At 72.0% G+C, this 18811-nt stretch carries 19 protein-coding genes and 1 pseudogene; 7 read left to right on the top strand and 13 right to left on the bottom strand.

The window, feature by feature from the left end; translation table 11 throughout:
* Positions 1-74: 74 nt before the first annotated feature.
* Both AB0K12_RS15025 and AB0K12_RS15020 read left to right on the top strand, forming a co-directional pair.
* Positions 75-1559 (top strand): DHA2 family efflux MFS transporter permease subunit, encoded by a 1485-nt coding sequence (locus tag AB0K12_RS15025; RefSeq protein ID WP_364560322.1) that lies wholly within the window; start codon positions 75-77, stop codon positions 1557-1559.
* Between the two features lie 521 nt (positions 1560-2080).
* Complete coding sequence (locus AB0K12_RS15020; protein WP_364560319.1) at positions 2081-3370, top strand: MFS transporter; 1290 nt, start codon at positions 2081-2083, stop codon at positions 3368-3370.
* Here AB0K12_RS15020 and AB0K12_RS15015 read toward each other — a convergent pair.
* Both AB0K12_RS15015 and AB0K12_RS15010 read right to left on the bottom strand, forming a co-directional pair.
* Positions 3331-4503, bottom strand: a complete 1173-nt coding sequence (locus tag AB0K12_RS15015) for a globin domain-containing protein (protein ID WP_364560316.1) — start codon at positions 4501-4503, stop codon at positions 3331-3333. The genes AB0K12_RS15020 and AB0K12_RS15015 overlap by 40 nt on opposite strands.
* A 440-nt stretch (positions 4504-4943) precedes the next feature.
* Positions 4944-5084 (bottom strand): annotated as a pseudogene (locus tag AB0K12_RS15010) (transposase); the annotation flags it as partial.
* A gap of 276 nt (positions 5085-5360) precedes the next feature.
* On the opposite strand from AB0K12_RS15010, the gene AB0K12_RS15005 reads away from it, so the two are divergent.
* The 5 genes from AB0K12_RS15005 to hypF are packed head-to-tail and all read left to right on the top strand — an operon-like array spanning position 5361 to position 9658.
* Positions 5361-5852 (top strand): helix-turn-helix transcriptional regulator, encoded by a 492-nt coding sequence (locus AB0K12_RS15005; protein WP_364560313.1) that lies wholly within the window; start codon positions 5361-5363, stop codon positions 5850-5852.
* Positions 5831-6415 (top strand): SIS domain-containing protein, encoded by a 585-nt coding sequence (locus tag AB0K12_RS15000; protein ID WP_364560310.1) that lies wholly within the window; start codon positions 5831-5833, stop codon positions 6413-6415. Before AB0K12_RS15005 ends, AB0K12_RS15000 begins: the two co-directional genes overlap by 22 nt.
* Positions 6412-6621 carry a HypC/HybG/HupF family hydrogenase formation chaperone gene (locus AB0K12_RS14995; protein ID WP_364560307.1) on the top strand — a complete coding sequence of 70 codons (210 nt, stop codon included), beginning with the start codon at positions 6412-6414 and terminating at the stop codon, positions 6619-6621. Before AB0K12_RS15000 ends, AB0K12_RS14995 begins: the two co-directional genes overlap by 4 nt.
* Positions 6618-7376: an SIS domain-containing protein gene (locus tag AB0K12_RS14990; RefSeq protein ID WP_364560304.1), complete on the top strand. Its 759-nt coding sequence runs from the start codon at positions 6618-6620 to the stop codon at positions 7374-7376. The genes AB0K12_RS14995 and AB0K12_RS14990 overlap by 4 nt, the downstream gene beginning before the upstream one ends.
* A 5-nt stretch (positions 7377-7381) precedes the next feature.
* The gene (gene hypF / locus AB0K12_RS14985) at positions 7382-9658 is read left to right on the top strand and encodes a carbamoyltransferase HypF (protein ID WP_364560301.1); all 2277 of its coding nucleotides are present in this window, start codon (positions 7382-7384) and stop codon (positions 9656-9658) included.
* Between the two features lie 92 nt (positions 9659-9750).
* On the opposite strand, the gene hypE is transcribed toward hypF, so the two are convergent.
* The 11 genes from hypE to AB0K12_RS14930 all read right to left on the bottom strand — a co-directional run bounded on the left by hypE (position 9751) and on the right by AB0K12_RS14930 (position 18724).
* A complete protein-coding gene (hypE, locus tag AB0K12_RS14980; protein ID WP_364560298.1) occupies positions 9751-10836 on the bottom strand; it encodes a hydrogenase expression/formation protein HypE in 1086 nt (361 codons plus the stop codon).
* Entirely contained in the window at positions 10833-11972 is a 1140-nt protein-coding gene (hypD, locus tag AB0K12_RS14975; RefSeq protein ID WP_364560294.1) for a hydrogenase formation protein HypD, read from the bottom strand. Before hypD ends, hypE begins: the two co-directional genes overlap by 4 nt.
* 11 nt (positions 11973-11983) lie before the next feature.
* The gene (locus AB0K12_RS14970) at positions 11984-12256 is read right to left on the bottom strand and encodes a HypC/HybG/HupF family hydrogenase formation chaperone (protein WP_345392733.1); all 273 of its coding nucleotides are present in this window, start codon (positions 12254-12256) and stop codon (positions 11984-11986) included.
* 153 nt (positions 12257-12409) lie between these two features.
* Entirely contained in the window at positions 12410-12619 is a 210-nt protein-coding gene (locus AB0K12_RS14965; protein WP_364560291.1) for a hypothetical protein, read from the bottom strand.
* 10 nt (positions 12620-12629) lie between these two features.
* Entirely contained in the window at positions 12630-13298 is a 669-nt protein-coding gene (locus tag AB0K12_RS14960) for a DUF5947 family protein (protein WP_364560288.1), read from the bottom strand.
* Positions 13295-13696: a hypothetical protein gene (locus AB0K12_RS14955; RefSeq protein ID WP_364560285.1), complete on the bottom strand. Its 402-nt coding sequence runs from the start codon at positions 13694-13696 to the stop codon at positions 13295-13297. The genes AB0K12_RS14960 and AB0K12_RS14955 overlap by 4 nt, the downstream gene beginning before the upstream one ends.
* Positions 13689-15482, bottom strand: coding sequence for a nickel-dependent hydrogenase large subunit (locus AB0K12_RS14950; RefSeq protein ID WP_364560282.1), 1794 nt, complete (start codon positions 15480-15482; stop codon positions 13689-13691). The genes AB0K12_RS14955 and AB0K12_RS14950 overlap by 8 nt, the downstream gene beginning before the upstream one ends.
* A gap of 36 nt (positions 15483-15518) precedes the next feature.
* Positions 15519-16577: a hydrogenase expression protein HypE gene (locus AB0K12_RS14945; protein ID WP_364560279.1), complete on the bottom strand. Its 1059-nt coding sequence runs from the start codon at positions 16575-16577 to the stop codon at positions 15519-15521.
* On the bottom strand, positions 16574-16933 hold the full coding sequence (locus AB0K12_RS14940) for a hydrogenase maturation nickel metallochaperone HypA (protein WP_364560276.1): 360 nt from the start codon (positions 16931-16933) through the stop codon (positions 16574-16576). Before AB0K12_RS14940 ends, AB0K12_RS14945 begins: the two co-directional genes overlap by 4 nt.
* Entirely contained in the window at positions 16926-17423 is a 498-nt protein-coding gene (locus tag AB0K12_RS14935; RefSeq protein ID WP_364560273.1) for a hydrogenase maturation protease, read from the bottom strand. Before AB0K12_RS14935 ends, AB0K12_RS14940 begins: the two co-directional genes overlap by 8 nt.
* A complete protein-coding gene (locus AB0K12_RS14930; RefSeq protein ID WP_364560270.1) occupies positions 17420-18724 on the bottom strand; it encodes a hypothetical protein in 1305 nt (434 codons plus the stop codon). The genes AB0K12_RS14935 and AB0K12_RS14930 overlap by 4 nt, the downstream gene beginning before the upstream one ends.
* Positions 18725-18811 lie beyond the last annotated feature (87 nt).

Genomic DNA, 18811 nt, shown 5'->3' with positions numbered 1-18811 from the left:
TGTCGCGGGAAATTGTCGGACCCACCGCCTACCGTCACCTGTACGTGATCCCTCATTCGACAGGAGGAAGTCTTATGACGGCCCCCCAGCAGACGGGCCCGGTGCTGAGGCACAGTCCGTGGCTCGCGCTGATCACCATCGCGCTCGGCTATTTCATGAATGTGCTCGACAGCACGGTGGTGAACGTCGGAATTCCGCACATCATGACCGACCTGGGCGCCGCGATGGGTCACATGCTCTGGGTGGTCAACGGATACCTGCTGCCCTACGCGATGCTGCTGCTCGTCGCGGGCAGGCTGGGCGACCTGCTCGGGCACCGGGCCGTGTTCGTCTTCGGGCTCGGCGTGTTCGTGGTGGCCTCGCTGCTGTGCAGCCTGGCCACCGCGCCCGAGCACCTCATCGCGGCCCGGGTGCTGCAGGGCATCGGCGCCGGCATGGCCGCGCCGCAGGCGCTCGCGATCACCGCGGCGGTCTTCCCGCCGCAGCGCAGGGGCATGGCCTTCGGCGTGCTGGCCTCGATCATCGGCACGGCCGCCGCCATCGGGCCGTTCCTCGGCGGGCTCATCACCCACGTGCTCGACTGGCGCTGGATCTTCCTGATGAACCTGCCGATCGGCGTGGCCGGGCTGGTCTGCACCTTCATCTTCGTGCCGAAGACCCGCCTGGGCGGCCGGCCGCGGCTGGCGCTCCTCCCCGTCGTCCTGGCCACGGCCGGCCTTCTCGGGGTGCTCTACACGCTGATCGACGGTCCACGCGTCAACTGGGGCGTGATCGCCGCCGGAGTGCCCATTGGTGTCGTTTTTCTCCTCGGGCTGGTGATTTTTGCCGGTTTCGTCTATTGGGAATGGTCGCGCAGTGACGGATTGCTGCCGCGCGCGCTGTTCGCCAACAGAAACTACGGCCTGATGGCGTGGGCCTCCTGGGCCACCTATTTCTGCATTTTCGGCACGCAACTCGCCATGACCCTCTATCTGCAAGCGGTCCTGCACATCAGCGCGCTTGAAGCGGGTCTGGTGCTGTCGCCGATGTGGCTGGCGTCCTCGCTGGTGGCTCCGCTCAGCGGCGCACTGATGCAGCGCGTCCAGCCGCGCTGGATTCTCGTCGGCGGCTTCGCGGCCTTCTTCCTCGGCACCGTTCTCACCGCGCTCCTGGTCAGCCCGGAGGCGCCGTGGGGCGTGTTCGTCGTGACCCTGCTCGTCGCCGGCGCCGGCGCCGGCTTCACCTTCGCCCCGCTCACGACCGTGGCGATGGGCGAGGTGCCGCCGCAGGAGGTGGGCGGCGCCTCGGGGACGCTGGAGATGGCCCGCATGCTCGGCAGCGCCGTGGCCACGGCCGTGGTGGGCGCCGTCCTGGGCGGCACCGCCACCTCCTCCCTCGCCACGCTGTCCGCCGACTCCCGCAACGCCCTGCTGGTCACCGCCCTCGGGGTCGCCGCCGCCATCGTCACCACCCTGTTCCTCAAGAACGGCGGCCTCCCCACTGCCGCCCCCGACACCCAGGAGCAGCACGACGGCACCTCCGCGTCCGCCACCACAGCAGGCCGCCCCATCAAGCCCTGACAGATGTGCCCCCCGCCGGGGTTTCCGCCCCGGCGGGCGCTGAATTCCGGTTTTTGACCGGCGCGCCGCCTTGGGCGTGCGAAGGGGCCATCGCGTGCATCTCTGCGTCGAACCGCCACATGCACACGCAGACAACAAGCACACGATGGCCCCGACCGGCCTCCCGGTGAGAGGCCCTTCCGACGCTGCGGCATCCGATGCTGCGGCATCCGCCCCTGCCACCGCCCGAACCTCAGCTCCGGCGGACCGCCCCCTGCCTGTGCCGCCGCACGGGCCTGGACTCCGACGACGTCCCCCCTCTGGTGTCGGCCGTACCTCGGCTCCCGCGCCCTGGCCGGGTGGTCGCCGCTGGGCGGACATGCGTCCGATTTGGCGGCCCCACCCTCCTCACAAGCCTCATCACCCCCTTGACAGGTGTCGCACCACGCATCATTCTGAGGCCAACCTGTGCCGACCGCTGTACGGACGAGTGTCCGATGATGGGCGCGGGTTCACCCCCTGCACCACTGAGGAGCCACTTGATGAGCAGCGCCACCGAGGGCGGAAGTGCCCCTACGAGCTCCGACCATTTGACGAAGACCTCCATCGCGATCGGCTTCGCGGTCCTGTGCGCCTCGTACATGCTCAACGCGATGGACCGGCAGATCTTCTACCCCCTCCTGCCCGAGATCAGGAACGAGCTCGGCTTCTCCCTCGAACAGGGCGGGCTACTCGCCACCGGCTTCACCCTCGGCCTCGCGCTCGCCGGACCGCCTGCCGGATACCTGGCCGATCGGCTCTCCCGCAAGGCCATCGTCGTCGTCAGCGTGCTCGTCTACTCGCTCGGCACCCTCGCCATCCCGCTGGCCGTGGGCTTCGTCGACATGAGCATCTACCGGCTGGTCTCCGGTGTCGGCGAGGGCGTGCAGGCCACCGCCCTGTACGCGGTGATCGGCGCGTTCTTCTTCCACCGTCGCGCGCTGGCCGCCGGTGTCGTCGGCGTCGCCTTCGGCCTGGGCGTCTTCCTCGGCCCGCTCCTCGGCAACGGGCTCGCCGCGGGCTGGGGCACCTGGCGGGCGCCGTTCTTCCTGTTCGCCGCCGCCGGTCTGCTCATGAGCCTGCTCATCGCGGCGACGGTGTCGCGCAGGATGACCGAGGCGGTCACCGGCGCCGCCGCGGAGACGGCAGGGGCGACGTACGACCACGTGCCGGCCTCGCCGTACAACCGCAACACGCTCGGCATCGGCATCGCCTGCGCCGTCTCCGGCCTGGTCTTCTACGGCTACCTCGGTCTCTACCCGACGTTCCTGCGCGAGGCGCTCGCCTTCACGCCCGACCAGGCCGCGTTCGCCGTGTCGATGGGCGGGCTCGGCGCCATGATGGCCCTGCCGGCGGGCTGGCTGGGCGACCGGTTCAACCAGGCGCGCCTGCTGATGTTCGCGATGGTCGCGACGGGCGTCACCGCCTACCTGATGTACCAGATCGCCACCTCGGCGCCCGCCCAATACCTGCTGTCGTTCCTGATGGGCACGTTCGCCAGCGGTTTCCTGTTCACCAACTGCAGCACGGCCATGCAGCGAGCCGTCCGCCCGCACCACGTGGGCCGCGGCGCCGGGCTGTTCATCCTCACCTACTACGTCGCCGCCGCCTTCTCGGGGCTGCTGTTCGCCCGCCTGGTGGGGGCGCTCGGCTGGGACGGCGCCGGTCTCTGGCAGCTCACCCTGCTTCCGATCATCGGGATCGCCGGTCTCCTGCTGGTGGACGCGTCCAGGATGGTGCTGCCGAAAGCGGCTCAGCCGGCCAGCCAGAGGTCAGGGCCGAAGACCTCGTAGTTGATGTCGCGGGCGGCCACCCCTGCCTTCAGCAGCTGTGCCCGTACGTCGCGCATGAACGGCAGGGGGCCGCACAGGTAGGCGACCGCGCCGGCGGGGATCTCGACGTCCGCGAGGTTCATCAGGCCGTCGCGGTCGGGGGTGGCGGCGCCCTGTTCGTACCAGAAGATGCGCTCGTCGGCGAGGTTCGCCATGTCCTCGCGGAGCGCGTGGTCGGCGGGTGAGCGGTCGGCGTGCAGCATCAGGACGCGGCGGTCCGAGCCGCTGGCGGCCAGGTGCTGGAGCATCGCCACGATCGGGGTGCCGCCGATCCCCGCCGAGGCCAGCACGAGCGGCGCGCCGCCATCGTCCAGCGTGACGTCGCCGAACGGCGCGGACAAGGTCAGCTCGTCGCCCGCGCGTACCGTGTCGTGCAGCAGCGTCGACACCTCGCCGTCCGGGACGCCCGTCACGCGCTTGACCGTGATCCTGCGCAGGTCGCCCGCGCTGGACCCCGTGTCGGAGAGGGTGTACTGGCGTAGCTGGTGGACGCCGTCGGGCATGCGGACGCGGACGCTGACGTACTGGCCGGGACGCGCGGGCGGAACGGGGGCGCCGTCGAGCGGGCGCAGCAGGAAGGAGACCACGTCCGGCGTCTCCTCCCGGCGGGCCACCACCCGCCACCGCCGCCACGTGTGGCCGTTACGCGCGTGGGCCGCGGCGTAGAGCCTGGCCTCCTGGGCGATCAGCGCACCGGCCATCAGCCAGTACACCTCGTCCCAGGCCGCCGCGACCTCCGGAGTGACGGCGTCTCCCAGCACGTGGGCGATCGCGGCGAAGAGGTACTTGTGCACGATCACGTACTGGTCGTCGGTGACGCCCACGGCGGCGTGCTTGTGCGCGATGCGGGTGAGCAACGCGTCGGGACGCTCGTCCGGGTGCTCCAGCAGCCGCGTGGCGAACGCGGCGATGGATCCGGCCAGCGCCCTGCGCTGCTCGCCGTTGGCCTGGTTGCCGCGGTTGAACAGGCCGTCGAGCAGCTCCGGCCGATCGGCGAACATCGTCTCGTAGAAACGCGCGGTGATGGCGTCGAGCGAGGCGCCGACGACGGGCAGCGTGGTACGGACGATCGCCGCCGAATCCGCGGACAACATGGAACCCCCCAGAAAGCAGATGGACACGGCCTGCGGAAGCGTGCGGGCCGGAGTCCAACCTACGAACCCGGGCAGGTGCCTTCATCAGGGCGAACGTCCGTATTCGCAGGGCCGAAAGTCCCTAATCGGACCGCCGCGATCAGGTGACGGGCAGTGCGGCGGCCAGCAGGACGACGCCGAGCGACCTGCCAGCGAACTCACCGCCATGACCCGGGCCAGCAGGGGACGGCCCGCACCGCTCGCGCAGCCGTGCACGCCGGCCGCGGCCATGACCGCGCAGAACACCAGGAGCTTGGCGGCCAGGATCCGGCCATAACGGGGCTCGGCGAGCGAGGCAAGAGCGCGGCCCCGAGCACGTGCAGGAACCGCACCACCGACCACCACGTCTTGACATCCTCCCCCTCGTAAACGAGGGGGATTCTCACGGTCGCCCGTGAGGCTCGGACGGTCAGGTCTTCCACGGCGATCACTTGATTCGCGTGAACAAGCCGTGTCGTGACCTTGTGCAGGTGATCTCTTCTGCGGTCGGCGATCCGGGCGTACACCCTGGCGACCCTGGCCCGGGCCTTGGCGCGGTTGGCCCCCGGTCGAGGAGGGCACGCCGGATGGCCAGTCGCTCGGCGGGGTGCCGCAGATCGTGCTGTGCGTGGAGGGCATCGTGCTGCGTGTGAAGGGGGTGCGTGGAGGGCGAGGCCCTCGTCGGCGACGGCTCTGACGCTGCGCGGGGCGTTCGGGAAATCCTTGGCCTGCCCACGGCGATGACTCGTGCAAATGCCGGACGTGCCGCCCTGGCCTGTGGCATGCGGCGGCCTACTGTCCTTACCGACCGGCCGTTCCCGCACCGGAGGAGGGGATTCATGTCGGGCAGTGACGTTCGCGGGCTGCTCTCCCCCTTCCTGTTGCTGCTCATCTGCGAGCGGCCCGGTCACGGATACGACCTGATCGAGCGGCTGGCGCGGCTGGGGGCGTCCGACGCGGAGCCGGGGCAGGTCTATCGGGCTCTGCGCTCGCTCGAACGCGCCGGCCACCTGGCCTCCGACTGGGTCGCCTCCGAGGCGGGGCCCGCCCGCCGCCGCTACGAGCTGACCACCGGCGGGATGGCCGAACTGCAGGCGTGGATGCGCCGGTTGACCGAAGTGCGCGGGTTGCTGGAGACCTGCCTGGACAGATGGACGCGGATCAGCTCGGGAGCCGATACGCACGGCGTCCCGGGTGAGGGCACCCGGAGTATCTCGGCTGTGGCGGGTGGGGACGGGCGAGGCGTCTCAGGCGGGCCGGGTGGGCGGGGCTCGGGCGTGCGTGAAAGGTCGGGGTGGGAGGAGGCGTCGTGGGAGAGGACCCGGCGATGAGCGCCGTGTCCGCCGCGTTCGAGCGGCGGGCGCAACCGGCGGCGGCCGTGGGTGCGGACGCCGAACTGATCGTCCGTGCCTGCCAGGAGATGGCGGAACGGTTCCGCGCGGGCGGCACGCTGCTGGTGTTCGGCAGCGGCGGGTCGGTGGCCGATGCCCAGCATGTCGCTGTCGAGTTCGCGCATCCTGTCGTCGTCGGCAAGCCGGCGCTCCCTGCCCTCTCGCTGACCACGGACCTGGCCCTGGCCACGGGGATCGCCCGCACCCAGGGTCTGGACGGGATCTTCGCCGCCCAGCTGCGGCTGCTGGCCGCGCCGCACGACATCGCGCTCGGCCTGTCGGCCGAGCCCGGCTGCCCTGCCGTACGCGGAGGGCTGGCGGCGGCGCGCGAGCTGGGCCTGCTGACGGTGGCGCTCGCCGGAGGGCACCCGGTGCCGGAGGCGGATCACGTGGTGGTCGTGCGCTCCGGCGATCCGCTGGTCGTCAAGGAGGTGCACATGACGATCTATCACGTGCTGTGGGAGCTGGTGCACGTCTTCTACGAGCTGGAGGCGGTCCGATGACGGAGTCGTGTCACGACGGGGTCTGCGTCACGTGTTCGGACGTGGCGGTGCCGGTGCGCGTGGTGCGGTTGCTGGAGGACGGGATGGCGCTGGTGGAGATGGAGTCGGGGACGGCGGAGGAGGTCAGCGTGGCGCTGGTGGACGCGCGGCCCGGTGACGTCGTCCTGGTGCACGCCAAGGAGGCCATCGCGAGGAGAGAGCCTTGAGTACGGTCGGTGAGCCCGGCGGGATCGAGGCCCTCTACCCGTTCCTCGCCTCGGCACCCGCGGACGGGGAGGCGGTCGTCGCCGATCTGTGCGCGTCCACGCGGAGGAAGGCCGGCGAGATCGTCGCCTTGCGCCGGTCCCTGGTCGCCCTGCACGGCGAGCGGCTGGTGGCGTGCGCGCGGGCGACAGCGGCGGCAATCGAGGCAGGGGGCCGGCTGTTCACGTTCGGCAACGGCGGCAGCAGCACGGACGCCCAGGCCGTCGCCCAGCTCTTCGCCGCCCCACCCGAGGCAGCCCACGCGACCGCCACCCCACCCGAGGCAGCCCACGCGACCGCTGCCCCACCGCAACCGGCCGGCACGGCCGCCGCCCCGCCGCGACCGGCGCGGGCGGTGGCGGCGGTGGCGTTGGCGCAGGATGTTGCGCTGGTCACGGCGTTGTCGAATGACGTCGGGTACGAGCTGGTGTTCGCCAGGCAGCTCGCCGCGCTCGGGCGGCGGGGTGACGTGGCCGTGGGGTTGTCCACCAGTGGGGGGTCTCGGAACGTGGTCGATGCCATGGCGGAGGCGTCCAGGCGGGGCATGGTGACCGTGGGGATGGCGGGTTATGACGGCGGGGCGATGGCGCAGGAGGGGCGGGTGGCGTACCTGTTCGTGGTGCCGTCGGCGTCGGTGCACCGCATCCAGGAGGCGCAGATCACGCTCTGCCACGTGCTGTGGGAGCTGACCCAGCGGGTGCTGGCCGGCGAGATGTGACGGGCATGGCCGGTACGGGGGTGCGCCGGGTCAGGGTGCGGGTCGAGGGGCTGGTGCAGGGGGTGGGGTTCCGGCCGTTCGTGTGCGGGCTGGCCGGGACGTACGGGGTGTCGGGGTTCGTCGGCAACGACCCCGGCGGGGTGTTCATCGAGGCGGAGGGCGAGCCGGGGAGGCTGGAGGCGTTCACGGCCGGGCTGACGGGCCAGGCGCCGCCGCTCGCGCTGGTCGAGCGGGTTTCGGTGGAGGCGGCGGAGCCGGTGGGCGAGCCGGGTTTCCGCATCGTGCCGAGCAGGCGCGGCGAGCGGCCGAACCCCGCCCTGGTGCCCCCGGACGCCGGTACGTGCGCCGCCTGCCTGCGCGAGCTGCGCGACCCCGGGGACCGCAGGCACCGGTACGCGTTCGCCAACTGCACCGACTGCGGGCCGCGGTTCACGATCGTCACCGGCGTCCCGTACGACCGGTGCGCCACCACGATGGCGGACTTCGCGATGTGCGCCGCCTGCGCGCGGGAGTACGGCGACCCCGGTGACCGCCGCTTCCACGCCCAGCCGGTGTGCTGCCCCGCGTGCGGCCCCGAGCTGCGCGCTCTCGACGCGGCCGGCCGGCCGGTGCCCGGGGATCCGGTCGAGGTGGCGGCCGGGTGGCTGGAGGAGGGGCGGGTCGTGGCAGTCAAAGGGCTGGGCGGCTATCACCTCGCCGTCCTGGCCGCCGACGGCATCGCCGTGGCCACGCTGCGGGCCCGCAAGCGCCGCGAGTCGCGGCCGTTCGCCGTGCTGGCGCAGGACGTGGCGGCGGCCGGGAGGCTGGTCCACCTGGGCTGGGCGGCCGAACGGCTGCTCACCGGCACGCCCCGCCCAATCGTGCTGGCCCCGCGCCGCCGCGACGCCCCGGTGGCCGACGCCGTGGCGCCCGGGGCCCGCGACCTGGGGGTGATGCTGCCGTACACGCCGCTGCATCACCTGCTCGCCGACCGGCTGGCCGCGCCGTACGTGCTGACCAGCGGGAACCTCACCGACGAGCCGATCGCCCACCACGACGAGGACGCGCTGCGGCGGCTGGCGGGCGTCGCCGACGGGTTCCTCGTGCATGACCGGAGGATCGAGGCGCCCGCCGACGACTCGCTGGTGCGGGTCTTCCGCGGCAGGGAGCTGGTCGTACGCCGATCGCGCGGCTACGCCCCCGCCCCCGTCTCCGTGCCGTGGCGCTTCTCCCGGCCGGTGCTCGCCTGCGGCGCCCAGCTCAAGAACACCTTCTGCGTGGCCAGGGGCGACCAGGCGTTCCTGTCGCAGCACATCGGCGACCTGGAGAGCTACGAGACTTTGCGCCTTTTCACCGAGTCCGTCGAGCGCTTCTGCCGGCTGTTCGGCGTCCGCCCTGACGTGGTCGCCCACGACCTGCACCCGGAGTACCTGTCGACCGCCTACGCGCGCGACCGCACCGGCGTGGACCTGGTCGCGGTGCAGCACCACCACGCGCACGTCGCCTCCTGCCTGGCCGAGCACGGGCACGGCGGGCCCGTCATCGGGGTGGCGTTCGACGGGCTCGGCCTGGGCGACGACGGCACGCTGTGGGGCGGGGAGCTGCTGGTCGCCGACCTGCTCTCCTACCGGCGGGCCGGGCACCTGGAGGCGGTGCCGATGCCGGGCGGCGCGGCGGCGGTACGCCAGCCGTGGCGCATGGCGGCGGCCTGGCTGGACCGGCTCCACGGCGGCGCGTTGCCCGATCTGGCGGTGGCCGCGCGGCATCGGGAGCAGTGGCCGGTGGTGGCCGGGATGGCGCGGTCCGGGCTGAACGCGCCGCTCACGTCCAGCGCGGGGCGGCTGTTCGACGCGGTGGCGGCGATCGCGGGGGTGCGCGATGTCATCGGGTACGAGGGGCAGGCCGCCGCCGAGCTGGAGGCCCGGGTGGATCCCGGGGAGCGGGGGGCGTACCCGGCGCGGGTGATCGCGGGCGAGCCCCTGGTCATCGCCGCGAGCGACCTGGTCGGAGCCGCGGCGGAGGACGTCGCGGCCGGTGTGGACGCGGGACGGATCGCCGCCCGCTTCCACCACGGGCTGGCCGCTGCGGTGGTCCGCGCGGTCACGATCCTGGGCGAGGAGACGGGCCTGCGGACGGTGGCGCTCTCCGGCGGCGTCTTCCAGAACACGGTCCTGCTGGAGGCGGTGGTGTCGGGCCTGGAGCGCGAGCGCTTCCGGGTCCTGACCCATTCGCGAGTCCCGCCAGGCGACGGCGGCCTCGCCCTCGGCCAGGCCGTCATCGCAGCCGCCCACGACCGCCGCTGACCGCGCCACCGGCCGGCGCGCGGCCCCCCGGTGAACAGCACGCCCGCGCCCGGCATCTGCGCGTGCCCCCCATAGGCGCCGGCGGGTGTCGGTCAGCAGATGCGGGGCAGGGGGTCGCCGACCAGGAGGTCGACGATTCTGGTGCCGCCGAAGGCGGTGGTGAGAAGGACCATTCCTGCGGGGTCGGGCTCGATCGTGCCCACCACCGCCGCGCCCTCGCTCACCGGGTGCCGCCGGAGCGCCGCGACGGCCGCGTCGGCGTGTTCCCCGTCCACGACGGCGACGAACCTGCCCTCGCAGGCCACGTACAGCGGGTCGAGGCCGAGCAGTTCGCAGGCGCCGCTCACGATCGGGCGGACCGGGACCGCGCGCTCGTCCACCCGTACGGCCACCCCCGCGCCGCGGGCCACCTCGTTCAGGACGGTCGCGACCCCGCCCCTGGTGGCATCGCGCATCATCCGCACGGGGGCGGCGTCGAGGAGGGCGGCGACCGCGTCGTGCAGGGGCGCGGTGTCGGAGGTCAGGTCCGCCTCGATGCCGAGGTCGCCCCGGGCGATCATGACGGTGATGCCGTGCTCGCCGATCGGCCCCGACACGATCACCGCGTCCCCCGGTCTGACCTGCGCGTCCCCCAGCGTGACCGGCCGTTCGAGTGCCCCGACGCCGGACGTGGTCACGTAACAGCCGTCGGCCTTGCCGCGCTGCACCACCTTGGTGTCGCCGGTCACCACCCGCACGCCGGCCCGCTCGGCCGCGGCCGCCATGGAGGCGGCGATCCTGCGCAGGTCGGCGATCGGGAACCCCTCCTCCAGGACGAACGCCGCCGACAGGTACATCGGCCTGGCCCCGCACACCGCGAGGTCGTTGACGGTGCCGTTGACGGCGAGGTCGCCGATGTCGCCGCCGGGGAAGAACAGCGGCGAGACCACGTACGCGTCGGTGGTGAGGACCAGCCGGCCGGTGCCGAGGTCGAGCGTGGCGCCGTCGTCGAGCGGGTCGAGCGCCGGGTTGCGGAAGGCGTCGGCGAAGACCGCCTCGATCAGCGTCCGCGACGCCTTGCCGCCCGCGCCGTGCGCCAGCGTGACCCGCTCATCGGTGAGCTTGGGCCGGCGCCGCCGCGCCCGTTCGATCCGCTCCAGCACCTGAACCTCACGGGAGGCCACCGCTTCGTCATTCATGGCCGGCTCTCCAAAGTCAGCGCTACGGGCTCACGCCGCCGGGCGAAGCGGCCGAAGTTGTAGTAGGCGGCGCAGGCCCCCTCGGACGACACCATGCAGGTGCCGATGGGCGTCTCGGGCGTGCAGGCGGTGCCGAAGACCTTGCACTCCCACGGCTTCAGCACGCCCTTCAGCACCTCACCGCACTGGCACGCCTTGGGATCGGCCACCCGCACCCCCGGTACGGCGAAGCGCACCTCGGCGTCGTACGCCGCGTACGCCTCCCGCATCCGCAGCGCGGAGTGCGCGATGAACCCCAGCCCGCGCCACTCGAAGTGCGGCCGCAGCTCCATCACTCGCGAGATCGCCGACAGCGCCCGCGCGTTCCCCTCCCACGGCACCACCCGCGTGTACTGGTTCTCCACCTCCGCCCGCCCCTCGGCGAGCTGGCGGAGCAGCATGTAGACGGACTGTAGGACGTCCAGCGGCTCGAACCCGGCGCACACCAGCGGCCTGCCGTAGTCGCGGGCGATGAAGGAGTAGGGCGCGCAGCCGATGACGGTGGAGACGTGGCCGGGCCCGATGAACCCGTCGATCCGCTGGTCGGGCGAGTCGAGGATGGCCTTGATGGCCGGGATGATCGTCACGTGGTTGCAGAAGACCGCGAAGTTCGGGAGGTCCTCGGCGGCGGCCCGCAGCACGGTCATCGCCGTGGACGGGGCCGTGGTCTCGAAGCCGATGGCCATGAAGACGACCGTGCGGTCAGGGTGCTGCCGGGCGATCTTGAGCGCGTCCAGCGGCGAGTACACCATGCGGATGTCCGCGCCCGCGGCCTTGGCGTCGTAGAACGAGCCCTGGCCGCCGGGGACCCGCATCATGTCGCCGAACGACGTCATGATCACGCCGGGCTCGCGGGCGATGGCGATGGCGTCGTCCACCCGCCCCATCGGGATGACGCAGACCGGGCAGCCGGGGCCGTGCACCAGCGACACCGGCTCGGGCAGATAGTCCTCAAGGCCGTGCTTGTAGATGGTGTGCGTGTGGCCGCCGCACACCTCCATGAACGTGTAGCGCCGCCCTGGCTCGCACAGGTCGCTGATCCGCGCCGCCAGCCTCCTGGCCTCGCCCGCGTCGCGGTACTCATCGACGAACCGCACTGTCCCGCCTCTCAGGTGATGTCGGATTCCGCGAGCGCTTCGAGCTCGTCGGTGTACGCCTGTCCGAGACCGCGCAGGAGCGCGAGCGTGGCCGCCGCCTCCCGCTCGTCGATCTTGGACATGGCGAAGCCGACGTGCACGAGCACCCAGTCGCCCGGACGGATGCCGTCCTGGTCGACCAGCCCGACGTTGATGACCCGCCGCACGCCCGCCACCTCGACCTTGGCGAGTTCGGGCTGTCCGGGGATGAGTTCGACGATCTCGCCGGGAATGCCCAGGCACATCGGCCGCCTCGCTCCTCTCACATTCGTCGCATGGTGATGTAGCGCTTGAGGGCGGGCAGTTCCCGCCAGATCATCGCGATGACCGCGGCCCCGGCGAACAGGGCCAGCAACTTGCCTAGCTGCCGCATGTCGGCTTCCACCTCCTCTCGCGTCTCAGCTGGGAGACAGGTTCGGCATGGTCGGCGCGATCGGGTTCCCGTGGCGGGGACGTACGCCGGTCGAGCGCCGCGCGTCGGCGGTGCCGTCCTTGCGGTGGCCCCGCTGACGGCGGTAGGAGCCCTTCGCGTTGCCCTGGGGCACGCCCTTGACGTGCGAGGGCGTGTCGGGCGCCACGTCGGGTACGCCTACGCGAATCCGTGCCATGTCGTCCTCCTCATCGGTCGAGTTCGGCGAAGAAGGCCGCGATCCGGTCCCAGAGCGAAGGGCCGCCGGACATGCCCGTCCATTCCTGGCGTACCAGGGCGACGAGCCGGTGACAGTCGTCGATCGGGACGAGCCAGCGCTCGTCCAGGCCGCGCACGACGGCGACCAGGAACGCCTCCACCGCCGGCCGCATCGACGCCAGCTCCGCGTAGTGGCCGGCGAGGCGGTCCCACGCGTCAGCGTCCACGTCCCAGCGGGTGGCGCCCACCGGGCTCGGGTAGTGCGCGACGACCGTGCCGTCGGAGCGGCGGACGAAGAACGCCAGGCCCACGGGCACGCCCAGCTCGGACGGCGGCGGCCCGGTGAGGCGCAGCCGCCGGTCGGGCACCAGCAGGAACCTACCGGGACCATTCGTCCCGTGCTCGAACAGCAGCGCGCAGGCGCGGCAGGCGCACAGCACCAGGTCCTTGCGCTCCTCCAGCAGGTGGGCGTGCGTGTCACGCAGCGGCTCACCGCACAGCTCACACGGCTCCGGGGCCCGCCGCCCACCGACCGGCCGGCTCACCACCCGCCCAAGCGCCCCCGCCCCCACCACGGGGCCGACCACGGGGCCGACCACAGGGCCGGTCGCGGCGCCCGTCGCGGCGCTCGCCCCGGGGCCGGTCATGGGGCCGGTCATGGGGTCGCCCTTGAGGTGGCGGGGCGGCGGGTGAGCGCGTCGAGCGGGATGAACGCCGCACCGCCGGCAGCCGCCGCACTCCCCTGAACCGCGCCGCTCCCCTGAACCGCGCCGCTCCCCTGGGCGGCCGCGCCGACGGACACCCCGTGCAGCACGAACAGGTGCGCCAGCAGGAGGTCGTCCGCCAGCGCCGCCCCCACCTCGGGCGCGGCGGCGACGACCCGCTCGGCGATGCGGGCGAGCGCCTCCCCGTACACCCCGGCGAGCGTGGCGAGCGCGTCGAGCGCCAGTGCGGCCGTGGGCCCGGAGGCCGACTCCAGCTCGCTCAGCAGCTCGTCGAGCAGCTCCAGGTGCCCGGCGACGGCCCGCTCGTCCAGCCTCGGCCGCTCGTCAGTCATGGCCGCCGCCGAACATCGGCGAGTGCAGCTTCCGCACCGTACGCCCCTTGCCGACGTACATGTGGACGCCACACGGCAGGCAGGGGTCGAAGCTGCGCACGGCACGCATGATGTCGACGCCCTTGAAGTTCTCCGGCCCGTTCTCCTCGAAGATCGGCATGTCCTGGACGGCGTCCTCGTACGGCCCAGGAGTGCCGTAGCGGTCGCGCGGGCTGCCGTTCCACGGCGTCGGCGGGTACGGATGATAGTTGGCGATCTTCCCCTTCTCGATCACCAGGTGGTGCGACAGCACGCCGCGCACCGCCTCGTGGAACCCGACCCCGATGGCCTGGTCGGGCACGTCGAAGTCCTGGAACACCTTGGTGTCCCCGCCGCGCACCCGCTCCAGCGCCCGCTCGACGAACCACACCGCCATGGCGGCCGCGTAGGCCACGAAGTACACGCGGGCCCGGTTGCGCTCAAGGGCGTTGGACCACTGCGGGATCCGCCACTCCAGCGTCACCTCGGGCAGCTCGGGCCCCTTGGGCAGGTTGATCTGCACGCTCGACCCGGTGGACTTCACGTACGGCGTGTCCACGAGCCCGGCCAGCGCGGTGGTGTAGAGGCGCGCGAACGGGCCGCCGCCGGTGTCCAGCGCCAGGTGCTCGCCGGTGCGCGGGTCGAGCCAGCGCGGGCTCATCACCCAGCTGTAGTTGCCGTCGAAGTCGCGCTTCTGCGGGGCGGGCAGCGTGGTCTGGTTCCACGGGTGGCGCATGTCCACCGGGTTGCCGAGCGGGTCGTGGGTGACGAACGGCTCCTCGTTCACCCAGTCCTCGTAGTAGGAGCTGCCGAGCAGGATGCGGATGCCGAGGTTGATGTCCACCAGGTTCGTCGTGATGAGCTCGCCGTCCACGACGATGCCGGGGGTGACGTACATCGCCCTGCCCCACTCGTTCATCGTCTGGTAGCGGTAGTCGACCACCTCGGGGTCCTGGAACGCGCCCCAGCAGCCGAGCAGCACCCTGCGCCGGCCGACCTCCTCGTAGCCGGGCAGCGCCTGGTAGAAGAAGTCGAAGACGTCGTCGTTGAGCGCGACGGCCTTCTTGACGAAGTCGATGATGTTCATCAGCCGCGACAGGTAGTCGGTGAAGACCGACGGCGACGGCATCGTGCCGACGCCTCCCGGATAGATCGTCGAGGGATGCACGTGCCTGCCCTCCATCAGGCAGAACATCTCCCGCGTGACCCGGCTGACGGTCAGCGCCTCCTTGTAGGCGTCCCCCTCGAACGGGTTGAACGCCTGCATGATGTCGGCGATCGTGCGCTTGCCGTGGATGGCGGCGTTCGGCGCCTCGGTGGTGGTGGCCCGCTTGAGCACGCTCGGGTTGGTGCCCTTGACCATCGCCTCGCAGAAGTCGACGAACACCAGGTTGTCCTGGAAGAGGGTGTGGTCGAACATGTACTCGGCGGCCTCGCCGAGGTTGATGATCCACTCGGCGAGCTTCGGGGTCTTGATCCCGTACGCCATGTTCTGCGCGTACACCGAGCACGTCGTGTGGTTGTCGCCGCAGATGCCGCAGATGCGGCTGGTGATGAAGCCGGCGTCGCGCGGGTCCTTGCCCTTCATGAAGACCGAGTAGCCGCGGAACAGCGAGGACGTGCTGTGGCACTCCACCACGCGCTGGTTCTCGAAGTCGATCTTGGTGTAGATGCCGAGGTTGCCGATGATCCTGGTGATCGGGTCCCAGGACATGTCGACGAGCTGACCCTTCGTGGGCGCCGCCTTCTCCTGCTGTTCGATGGCCATCGGCCGTGCTTTCCTCTCTTGTCGGAGCCGACGGCTCTACGGGCGCCAGCGCGGGTCGTAGCCGCTGGTCAGCGCCTCACGGTTGTGCCGCCACCGGGGTTCCCTGTTGACGGTGTGGTTGGTGATGCCGCGCATCCGGCGGATGAAGGCGCCGTACGGCTTGATGAGCATCGAGGACAGGCCACCACCGGGCGGCATGTCCATGAACGGCATGAACTTGTCGGGGAAGCCCGGCATGGTGCAGGCGATGCAGATGCCGCCCACGTTCGGGCAGCCGCCGACGCCGCGCATCCACCCGCGCTTGGGCACGTTGCAGTTCACCACCGGGCCCCAGCAGCCCACCTTCACCTGGCACTTCGGCGAGTTGTAGCCGTGCGCGAAGTCGCCCTGCTCGTAGTACGCGCCCCGGTCGCACCCCTCGTGAACCGTCTTGCCGAACAGCCACTGGGGACGCAGCAGCTCGTCCAGCGGAGGCGGCGGCGCGCTGCCGGCGGCGTGATAGAGCACCCAGGTCAGGGTCTCCATGAAGTTGTCCGGCTGGACCGGGCAGCCAGGCACGTTCACGATCGGCAGCCCGCCCGCCGAGCGGAAGTCCCAGCCGAGGTAGTCGGCCAGGCCCATGCAGCCGGTCGGGTTGCCGGCCATCGCGTGGATGCCGCCGTACGTGGCGCACGTGCCGATGGCGACGACCGCCCACGCCCGCGGCGCGAGCCGGTCGATCCAGGAGTTCAGGGTGAGCGGCTGCCCGGTGCTCGGGTCGTTGCCGAACGACGTCCAGTAGCCGTCGCCGTTGATGTTCTCGTTGGGCACCGAGCCCTCGATGACGAGGATGAACGGCTCCAGCTCGCCGCGCGCGGCGGCCCTGAACGGCGCCAGGTAGTCCTCGCCGCCGAGGCTGGGCGAGAGCACCTTGTTGTGCAGGTGCACCTTGGGCAGGCCGGGGATGGTGCCGGCGACGACGTCCTCGATCGCGGGCTGGGTCGCCGCGGTGATGGAGACGGTGTCGCCGTCGCAGCTCATGCCCTCGGATATCCACAGGATGTGCATCTCGTCGTAGCCGGCGGTCTGACCGCCCTTCTGCTCCGTCTGCGTCATGCGCGCACCTCGTCCCGCTGGTAGGTGATCGACTCGACGACGACCCCGGCGTCGGGCGCGAGCTCGACGTCCACGCCGCCGCAGCGCGGGCAGGCGACGAGCGCGAGCGCGTCGGTCGCGGGCGTCCGCGCGCCGCAGCCGCCGCAGCTCACCGCGGGCGGCTCGGCGACCAGCTCGATCCGCGCGCCCTCGGCCGGGGTGCCGGCCGCGGCCACGCGGCAGCCCTGCTCGACGACCGCGGGATCGGGCCGGTGGCCGGCGAAGGGGGCGCGGACGCGTACCGCGGCCACCTGCCGTCCCCCCGCTTCGCGCAGGACCGCCTCCACGATCTCGTCGCACATCCCTGTCTCATGCATCGGCGCGCTCCCTGTCGGTTCGTCGGTACGCCTCATCACGCGCCAGCGCCGTCACCGCCGCGACCGCGCCTTCGACGGCGGCGGCCACCGGCTCCGACAGGCCCATGACCTCGTCGACGGTCTGGGGCCTGCAGCCCACCAGCAGCACCCTGGACACCCGGCCGCCCAGCCTGGCCAGCAGGTCGAGGACGGCCTGGGGATGCATGCCGTGCCCGTCCACCTGGGCCACGCCCACCGGCTCGTCGTCGTCGACCTCCAGCACCGCGACGGTGCCGGGCGGGCCGTCGATCTCGACCGCGTCCACCATGATCAGCGTGTCGTACGCGCCGCCGAGCAGCTCGTACGCCAGGTGCACGCCGCGGATCCCGTAGTCGGACACCGACACCGAGCCGGGCAGCGCGGCGGCGTCCATCCGCCTGACCACCTCGACGCCGAACCCGTCGTCGCCCAGGAACACGTTGCCGATCCCGGCCACCAGCACCCTGTTCATGCGGGCTCACCCTCCAGCGGCTCGGTCTCCTCGGGGGCGAAGTAGCGGTAGCGGCCGTACCACTGGTTCAGCTCGGCCGCCGGGTCGTCCTCCAGAGTCACGGCGAGGTGGCGGGCGCCGTCCACGTCCAGCAGCACCGCCTCCACCACGGCCGTCCTGCCGTCGAGGAACATGTCCTGCGGGTCGGTGCCGCGCAGCCGGGGCCGCAGCCGCACCCTGCTGCCCTTGCGGACCAGCGTCCCCGCCACCTCGACGACAGCGGTGTCCGCTTCCGTTTCCTGATCCCTGATCGTGCCGTGCAGGCGGGCGAGGTCCTCAGGGGTCATCGCCTCGACCCGGTCGATGATGTCGGCGGCGCGCGGGTCGGTGGCGCGGGCCTCGCGCTTCTCCGCGTCGGTGAGCGTCAGCGTGCGCAGCGACAGGATCTCGTCGATCTCCGCCGCGTCGTGCAGGTCGCCGTGGCTCTCCGGGGCGACGCGCGGATTGTCGTAGAGCAGGATCGGCGACGACAGCACCACCTGGTCGCCGCTCAGCACCGGGTACGTGTGCGCGTTCACGCACTCGGCCGCCGCCTTCTCCGCCCAGTCAGGCGGGTCGAGCAGCGAGACGAACCGGCCGCCCGGCACGGTCAGCAGGGTGTGGCAGGCGATCAGGGCGTGCCGGAGCGCCTCATCCCTGGGCGTGTCCGGTGACGGCTCCCGCGCGGCGTTCTCCGTCCGTACGCGGAGCCTGAACAGCGACTCCCCCTCGCACGGGGTCAGCGACAGCGTCACCCGCGCGGTCAGCGGCCACGTGCGGCGACGCGTCCGCCCGGCCGAACCGGGCAGCGGGGTAACCGTGTCGGAGCCGGGAACCCGCAGGTCGAGCCGCTTGTCACCGGACAGCAGCTCCGCCACCGACGCCTGGACGTCCAGCTCGCACGGCACCGCCTCGTCGAAGCTCAGCGCCTCACCGACCCGATCCGCCGCGCGGTGACCACCGTCGGGCAGCCGCTCCTCGGGCGTACGGCGGCGCAGCTGCAGGAACCGGAGCCGGCCGCTGACGACCGCGTCGGCGGGCGCGACGAGCAGGCACTCGGTCTGCTGCCACCACGACTCGGCGGAACCCGCGACCCCGCCGCCCTCCAGCCCGTGCGCCCTGGCCCACCGCTCCGGCAGCAGCACCCCGAACTGCCACCTGACCTGGTTCTTCGGCGAAGATCGCCGGTAAGGGTAGAGCAGGTAGCCCTCGTACAGGACGGAGTCAGCCACCGCCAGCGCCGCGCGGAAACCGGGCGCGGCGTCGATGCCGTTCGCGTCCACGGCGAGTGGCCCCCTTGCTGCCCTGGTCGTACGTGACCCTTTCGGTATAGCCACGCCGTCCCAGGCCAAGTAGGTGAGCCACTCCCC

The sequence above is a fragment of the Nonomuraea sp. NPDC049419 genome, from assembly GCF_040676995.1.
Lineage (GTDB): Bacteria > Actinomycetota > Actinomycetes > Streptosporangiales > Streptosporangiaceae > Nonomuraea > Nonomuraea salmonea.
This window is presented reverse-complemented; position numbering and strand designations above follow the sequence as displayed.